Annotated in this window: 6 protein-coding genes and 2 pseudogenes; 3 read left to right on the forward strand and 5 right to left on the reverse strand. The window is 67.8% G+C overall.

The features are described from left to right. Positions 1-246 precede the first annotated feature (246 nt). From J0695_RS08785 to J0695_RS08800, 3 genes and pseudogenes are all read right to left on the reverse strand, one after another. Positions 247-633, reverse strand: a complete 387-nt coding sequence (locus J0695_RS08785) for a PIN domain-containing protein (protein ID WP_206961314.1) — start codon at positions 631-633, stop codon at positions 247-249. Then, positions 630-914, reverse strand: a complete 285-nt coding sequence (locus tag J0695_RS08790) for a hypothetical protein (RefSeq protein WP_206961315.1) — start codon at positions 912-914, stop codon at positions 630-632. Before J0695_RS08790 ends, J0695_RS08785 begins: the two co-directional genes overlap by 4 nt. 277 nt (positions 915-1,191) lie before the next feature. Further along, positions 1,192-1,852: pseudogene (locus J0695_RS08800) on the reverse strand (ISL3 family transposase); the annotation flags it as partial. Positions 1,853-2,337: 485 nt separating this feature from the next. Between J0695_RS08800 and J0695_RS08805 the strand changes: the two are divergent. Beyond that, entirely contained in the window at positions 2,338-3,801 is a 1,464-nt protein-coding gene (locus J0695_RS08805; RefSeq protein WP_206961317.1) for a pyridoxal phosphate-dependent decarboxylase family protein, read from the forward strand. Between the two features lie 91 nt (positions 3,802-3,892). Next, positions 3,893-5,398 carry an FAD/NAD(P)-binding protein gene (locus J0695_RS08810; protein WP_206961318.1) on the forward strand — a complete coding sequence of 502 codons (1,506 nt, stop codon included), beginning with the start codon at positions 3,893-3,895 and terminating at the stop codon, positions 5,396-5,398. A 35-nt stretch (positions 5,399-5,433) separates the two neighbouring features. On the opposite strand, the gene J0695_RS08815 is transcribed toward J0695_RS08810, so the two are convergent. Further along, positions 5,434-5,703 carry a hypothetical protein gene (locus tag J0695_RS08815; RefSeq protein WP_206961319.1) on the reverse strand — a complete coding sequence of 90 codons (270 nt, stop codon included), beginning with the start codon at positions 5,701-5,703 and terminating at the stop codon, positions 5,434-5,436. Positions 5,704-5,727: 24 nt separating this feature from the next. On the opposite strand from J0695_RS08815, the gene J0695_RS08820 reads away from it, so the two are divergent. Beyond that, positions 5,728-6,441, forward strand: coding sequence for a BTAD domain-containing putative transcriptional regulator (locus J0695_RS08820; protein WP_206961320.1), 714 nt, complete (start codon positions 5,728-5,730; stop codon positions 6,439-6,441). 305 nt (positions 6,442-6,746) lie between these two features. Here J0695_RS08820 and J0695_RS08825 read toward each other — a convergent pair. Next, positions 6,747-7,409 (reverse strand): annotated as a pseudogene (locus J0695_RS08825) (hypothetical protein); the annotation flags it as partial.

Consider the following 7,409-nt stretch of genomic DNA (forward strand, 5'->3'; position numbering starts at 1 on the left):
CGCGGCTCGAATCGCTCCGCGATTCGGCCTCGCGGAATTCGCTCCGCGAATTCCTTTTGCTGGCTGCGAGATTGGGGGTCGCCTATCTTCTGGCTTTTCCTATCGGGTTTGATAACCCGTCAGTTCCCCATCTATTCCGCCCGGTTATGAGACCAGGCTTTCCCGCTGCCGCTCTTGAATTGAAGAACTCCACTGTGGCACAGCCTAATTGGTCCGGGCAAGAGGGTCGGGCGCGGCCGGTCCCGATCAGCTGTTGAGGTCCATGACCGGTACGCCGAGGCCGGCATACGGCAGGGGGTTGACCGTGGCGATCAGGGCGCCCTCGGGGCGTTCCATCGTAGGTCGGGCTGCGTGGATGGCTGCCGCGACCCCGAACGGGACGTCGCGCCGGTAGAGGTCCGCGATGGCGTGGGCTGCTTCGTAGTCGGCTTCCAGAGTGTGCAGGGTATCCAGGATGCCGAGGTAGTCGATGATTCCCTTGCGCTGGCGTTCGGCTTCCAGGGCGCTCACGATGGGGACCCACAGGCGGACCGAGGGGTCTTCGGCGGCGATGTGGATCAGGCCGGACACCTGCTTGTTGCCGCCCAGGGCAAGGAGCGTGTCGGTGTCCAGGATGTAGTGCTCGAAGATCACGCCGCCACGTCCGTGCCGGCGTTCTTCAGGCTCTTGCGGTGCGCGGCCTGTGCCTCGCGCATCTTGGTGCGCAGCGTGGTGGTGTCGTCGTCGGTGAGGCGGTGTCCGAACTCGGATTCCAGGAAGGCACGGGTCCGCTCGGCACGTTCCTGGAGTTGCTCCGGCGTGAGGGAGGCGGCGGCGAATTCCTCGATCAGCGCTCGCATCGAGGTGCCACGGGCCCGGGCCAGAGCGGCCAGCCGGTCCCGTGCCAACGAATCAATCTTGATCGTGGTGTCCATCACCCGAGTATACCGGAGTGAATACCACCGTGCGGGAGGTCTGAGAGCCAGGCTGCACCGGCCGGTGGATCCAGAGCCCCGCGTGGGCGGTCCGCGAGGGCGTACGACAGCGTTCCTCGGGGGCCGTCTCAGCCAGACCGCAGCCTGCCTCTACGCGGAAGATCATCAGCGCGCATATGCCCCGTCCCTCGGCGAAGGTCCCGGTCCACGTCCGGGGAAGAGGGTGCTCTCGCAGCTGCGGTAGGTGTTACAGAGACCGGCTGTTGTCACGGCGATGTGCGTTCGGCGCACCGGTGCGAGCACCGTCAGCGTAGGCGCCAGCTCGGTCGCGGCAGATAATTTCCGAACCGGGATTTTCGCTCAGCCACTCAGCCAGGGTTACGGCGTCACGGCCGGGCAGCAGGTCGAGAGGCTGGCCAGTCTCGCAGTCGATGAGGACGGTGCCATAGTGCTGCCCGCGCCGGGTGGCGAAGTCATCGACTCCGAGGACCCTTCGGCACGGTCCATACAGGATCAGGATGGTCCATGATCGCGCGCAGGAGCGTCATCCGGCTCGTCCGGGTGTGCAGGATGGTTGCGAGCCGGCTTCCGGCCCGGCCAGCGAGCGCGATGGCCACGGCCTCCAGCACACGCCGGGCGGCAGAGGTCCGGCGGCCATAGCGAACGGTCAGCCCCTTGACCTGCTCAGCGAACGTACGACGAGGGCAATCGGCGTTCTCGCAGTACAACCGCCGGACGGTCAGGTCGATCCATACCGGCTGATCGCCTATCGGCCCGTCGGCAAGGTGGCGTGCGTAGGTGCTGTGTACCCGCCCTGACGGCGTCGCGCAGTCCGGACACACCGCGCCGAGTTCGCGGGTTCTCGCCTCGACGTGAAGCACTTCGTCCGCGCGGAAGACCGCGTTCACCAATACGGCGTCGAGGTGCGGGAACAACATGCCGACGAGGTCATCACACCGCACCACGCTCCCAGATGATGTTGCGTCACTGAGACCGAACCCAGCTGATCGTCCTCACGAAATTTGTGCCAGATCCCAGATCTCACGTACAGAACCAAAGGGCCAGCCTGCACCGCACGATTGCCCATTTCCTTGTGACGAAACAGGCGCGAAAAGGCAGCTTGAGGCACAAAATTCCACCATCGCTACACGATGCGCCGCATTCGCGCCTCTATTTCCATATCGGTCATACGTAACGTTGGTTGCGTTGGATGGCTGACGCCCCAACTGGCAGGTCAGACACCACCGGCACCGGGCCACCCGCTGGGAAAAGCGGGCGCCTCCCATCACACCGGCAGCCCCTTGGTTCCGGATGCGCCTGATTCCCGAAGAATCGCTTCACCTCTCTGGTCGGCCTCCTGACCTGCGTCAGGCCGGCCTGGGACGCCCCCGCACCGATCGGACGACACTCAAGGTAGGAACACATGACCGATCTGCACACATCTGCCGCTCCACCCGGCACTCCCGCAACCGACGTCTACGGGCCCTTGCTGCAACAGGCACTCCAGCACTCCCTCGACTACTTTGCCGGTCTCCCCGGCAGGCCGGTGAAGGCACTGGCGACCGACGACGAGCTGCACCGTCTGCTGGGCGGTCCGGTACCCGATGATCCCGCCGCGCCGGAAGACGTGCTCACCCAACTGGTGAGCGGCGTCGACCGCGGGCTGGTGCCCACCGGAAACGGGCGCTACCTGGGCTATGTCGTCGGCGGGACGCTGCCGGTGGCGATGGCCGCGGACTGGCTGACCTCCGCCTGGGACCAGAACTGCATCGTGCACGACATCTCGCCGGCCACCTCCGTCGTGGAAGAGATCTGCGCCGCCTGGCTCATCGACCTTTTCGGGCTCCCCGCCCGCACCTCCGCCGCCTTCGTCCCCGCCTGCACCCATGCCGAACTGCTCTGCCTGGCCGCCGCACGCCACAAGGTCCTTGCCCAGCACGGGTGGAACGTCGCCGAGCGCGGAATGCGCGGCGCCCCCGAAGTCGCCGTGCTCATCAACGGCGAAGCCCACACCGCCGTCGTACGGTCACTGGAAATCCTCGGACTGGGCGGCAGCATCCGCCGCATCGCCGTGGACGCCGAGGCCCGAATGCTTCCAGCTGCCCTGGACGCGGCCCTGAATGAGACGGCGGGCATGCCACTGATCGTCTCGGGGCAGGTCGGAGAGATCAACACCGGAGGCATCGACCACCTGCGGATGCTCTGCGACAAGACCCATGCCGTCGGCGGCTGGGTGCATCTGGATGCCGCGTTCGGCATGTGGGCAGCCGCCTCACCCACCCTGCGCCGCAACGTCGCCGACGGCATCGAACTGGCCGACTCCTGGGCCACCGACGCCCACAAGTGGCTCAACACCCCCTACGACGGCGGCGTCGCCATGATCGCCGATCCAGATGCGCACCGCGCCGCCCTCCCCCTGGACGCCGGATACCTGCAACTCCAGCCCGACCAGCGCCACCCCGTCGAATGGGGCCTGGAGGTCTCCCGCCGATCCCGGGTCTTCCCCATCTGGGCCGCCCTGCGCCAGCTGGGCCGCAGCGGGGTCGCCGACCTCGTCGACCGCTGCTGCGCACACGCCCTGCGCATCGCCCAGACGCTGTCGGCCGTCGAAGGGATCGAGGTTCTCAACGACGTCACCCTCAACCAGGTCACCGTACGGTTCACTCCTGCCTCCGGTCCGGACGGCAGCGACGCCCACACCCTGCGGGTCGTCGAACGCTTCCAGCAGCTCGGGGAGAGCTGGGCCTCACCCAGCCGGTGGCAGGATCGCACCGTCCTGCGCCTGTGCCTCATCAACTGGGCCACCACCGAGGCGGACATCGACAGGGCCGCCGCCAGCCTCATCCAGTGCCACCGCGAGCTGCGCGACGCCCCGCTCCAGGCATAGCCGCGCAACCACCGCCGGCCCCGCCCAGCCCAGTACGCCCCGGTGCGGGTCTCCGGCCCGCGCCGGGCCCCATAAGAAGCGACGTGCCCTCGTGACAGCTTCCCCCACCCGTATCGCCATCATCGGCGCCGGAGCATCCGGCGTCATGACTGCCCTCCAGCTCGTTCACCAACGCACTACCGGCAACGCAGAGACCCGGCACAATCTGGCGGTGCACCTCCTGGACCGCCAGCCCCGGCCCGGTGCGGGCGTCGCCTATAGCTCCGGCCTGGACTGCCACATCCTCAACATGCGCACCCGGTCCATGAGCCTGTACGAACACGACCCCGGCCACTTCACCCGCTGGCTCCGCGAACAGCCCGAAGCCGCACAGATCACCGGACACCTCGAGGAGCACTACCCGCCCCGGCACATCTACGGCAGGTATCTGCGCCACTGCCTCGGCGAAGCTGTTCGCGAAGCCGCACAGCACCACATCACCGTGGACTTCCAGCAGTGCGACGTCACCGACGTCGTCTCCGAGGGCGACTCGCTCCGGCTGACAGCCGACCAGCCCCTGCCGCGCTTCGACCACGCCGTGCTCTGCCTGGGCGACTTGCCGGCCACCGCCTACCGTCAGTTCGCCACACACCCCCGCTACGCACCCACTCCCTGGGACCCCGGCTTCTACCCCTCCATCGGACCGGCCGACGCCGTCGGCGTTCTCGGCACAAGCCTGACGGCTGTGGACACCCTCCTCGCCCTCCAAGCCGCCGGCCACAGCGGACCGGTCTACGCGTTCGCCCGCACACGCGGATTGCCCAAGGTGCAACCCCGGACGCTTCGTCCCCACAGCCTCAAACACCTCACCCCCGAGCACCTCAACCACCTCACCCGCCACGGTCCGCTCGACCTGGCCGACACCGCAGCCCTTTTCCGACGCGAACTCGACGACGCGCTCGGCGACGACGGCTGGCCCAGCCCCGCCCAGAACCCGCGCAGCGACGCGGCCGCCGACCTCGCCCACGACATCCGCCAGGCCGAAGGAGACGGCGCACACTGGTACGAGGTCCTCGATGCCACCTCACCCCTGGCGCCCGACATCTGGCAGCGGATGAGCTACCGGGCGAAAGCCGAGTTCCTCCACCACTACTCCTCCCTGTGGGCCACCTACCGCCACCCGATGCCCCTGGTCAACGCCCACCTGGTAGCCCAGCACCTGAGCAGCGGGCAACTGCGTGTCCTCACTGGCATCACCGGGGTCACCGCTGCCTCCGACGGCACCTTCGACATCCGCCGCACCGCTCCGGGAGGAGATGTGACCCATCGAGTGGACCGTCTGATCAACACCACCGGAACCGCCACCGACCCGTGGCTGATCGACTCCCCCCTCCTCACCACGCTCCTCCACCGAGGAATTCTGACCACCCACCCCTTGGGCGGCATCGACGTCCACCCACACACCCTCCGCACTCGCGACCGAAACGGCGATCTCCACCCCCGCATCCACTTCCTCGGCCCGCTCACCAACGGCGTGCACTTCTACACCAACTCCATCGAAACCAACCTCACCAACGCCACCCACCTGGCCAATTCGCTCACATCCGGTTCGCCCTGACACCCGGTCCCGCATCGCGAGGCACCGCTCGGCCGTCACACCCTCTTGCTGCACGGCAAGCGTCCCAGCGGCAGCCCCCGCAACACCTGGCCCGGCACCGTCAGGGAGATGACCGTGCCGGGACCTACCGGTGCGGTGGCCGCAGCCGAGCCGCGCTCGACGCGGGATCTGCTCGACAGCCTCACGCCACCGTCCGCACGCTCGTCCGGCGTCATCGCTTCACCGGCCCCGCCGCCCGTAGCGCCGCGGGCCTGCAGGACCCACTTGCGCAGGGACTCGGTGTTGATCCCGAGCTCTTTGGCCACCGAGGCGAGATCCTCACCAACCGGGTGACCGTGGCTCTGGAGCTCGCGAGCTGGCTCGTCCTGCAGCAGGGCGCGACCCGCCACCAGATCGACGAGGTCCTCTCCCCCGGCGGACGCATCAACCGCGGAACCCGCAGCACCCGCCTGCGTGAACTCCGCATGCGGCTGGGCCAGGACCCTGACGGAAACTTCCACTTCCCTCACGTCAACAGCCAGCCCGACAAGGCCTACCGCCTTGCCGGGGTGTCCTGCGACTGGATCAACTTCCAACACCTGACCCGGACAGAGCATCCCGCGGGCAGCACCGAGCGCGAGGAGGCACTGCTGCAGGCTCTCCAGCTCGTACGGGGCCGGCCGTTCACCGGCGTCGCCGCCCGCAGGTACACCTGGGCCGAAGACCTCACCCAAGACATCATCAAGACGGTGGTGCACGTCGCCGACGAACTCGCTGACATCAACTTGCAGCGAGGTGACGGTCGTGGCGCCCTGTGGGCGGCGACCCGCGGGCTGCACGTCGCACGCGAGGCCGAGCAGCTGTGGCGGCACAAGTTCCGCGCGCTCACCCTCCTCGGCCAGGACGCCGAACTCGAGGACTCCATCCGCTCCCTGGAGAGCAACCTCCTCGAATGGGGCTGCACCATGGAGGAGGAGACCAACGAGACGATCCGCCTCCTGCAGGCACCCGCCACCGCACCCCCGCGCACGGCGCCGAATCAGGGCTGCGCCACGCCCCATTGACGGGATGGACCCCGCCCGCACGCCGCTGACCCAAACACTGACCCAGTTGGAAAATCGCAGGTCAACGCGCTTGGAAAAACGTGCGGACAGTAGTGCCGCCCTCCGGCTCCTCGCCCATACCCACCTGCCTACAGGACCCCGCGGAGCGATGCAGCCAGCGTTGGGTCCAGCCTTGGCAACTGCCCGTGCGGGCTACACGGCAGGGTGGACGACGCCGAATTCCAACTCTGGGATCCACGCGTTCCAATGCGACGGACAATGCGGCATCGCCAAGTCGGAACGTCATGCGCACACTGCCGTTGGGACTACTCCACGGCGTTCTGCTTGATCGTCCCGATGTACTTGCGGACGGTGCCGATCTTGTAGCCGGTCCGCTCGGCGAGCAGCGGGGCGAGTGCGTTGGCTGACATCTCGCGCTGTTCCTCGGGGAGCGCCCTGTAGTGGAACTCGACCAACCCAATGCCCTTGAGGTCCGGGGGCGACGGCTCCATCACATCCGCGTCTGGAATCCGAACCGGGTGGGAATCGCGTTCCATCAGTCCCTCGTCTGGGACGTCCTGGCCAATCGGCCCGGGTGTGCTCGCCGCCATCGGAATGTCATCGGAGTCCGTGGTTCGGTCAACGGCCACGCTTGATTCGAGCTGGCCGGTCCTCGGGTAGCGGGAGTTCGTCGAGGACGCACCAATGTCGGCGTCATCGGCAGACGTGTTGGCTTCCGCGCCCCAGCGCTCTGGGGTCGCGAACCACTGACTCTCGTGGGTGGCTGGCACGTGAGCCGGCGCGCGCTCCTGCAGCTGCTGGACGGGCTGCGGGAGGGACTGCTGTACGGGCTGGGCCTGCTGGGCCGGGAGCGCGGGCTGTTGCGCCGTCGGCATGATCGGCGGCAGGAGGTGCGGTTCGATGCCCGCCGCCGCCAGGCCGGCGGCGGCGGTGTCGGCGATGGGGACTCCGAACTTCGCCAGGCGCAG

Source organism: Streptomyces beijiangensis, from assembly GCF_017315755.1.
GTDB lineage: Bacteria > Actinomycetota > Actinomycetes > Streptomycetales > Streptomycetaceae > Streptomyces > Streptomyces beijiangensis.

Excerpts from the sequence above, each read along its gene's own strand:
- J0695_RS08790 (WP_206961315.1), bottom strand. The coding sequence starts at position 914 with ATGGACACCACGATCAAGATTGATTCGTTGGCACGGGACCGGCTGGCC.
- J0695_RS08805 (WP_206961317.1), top strand. The coding sequence starts at position 2,338 with ATGACCGATCTGCACACATCTGCCGCTCCACCCGGCACTCCCGCAACC.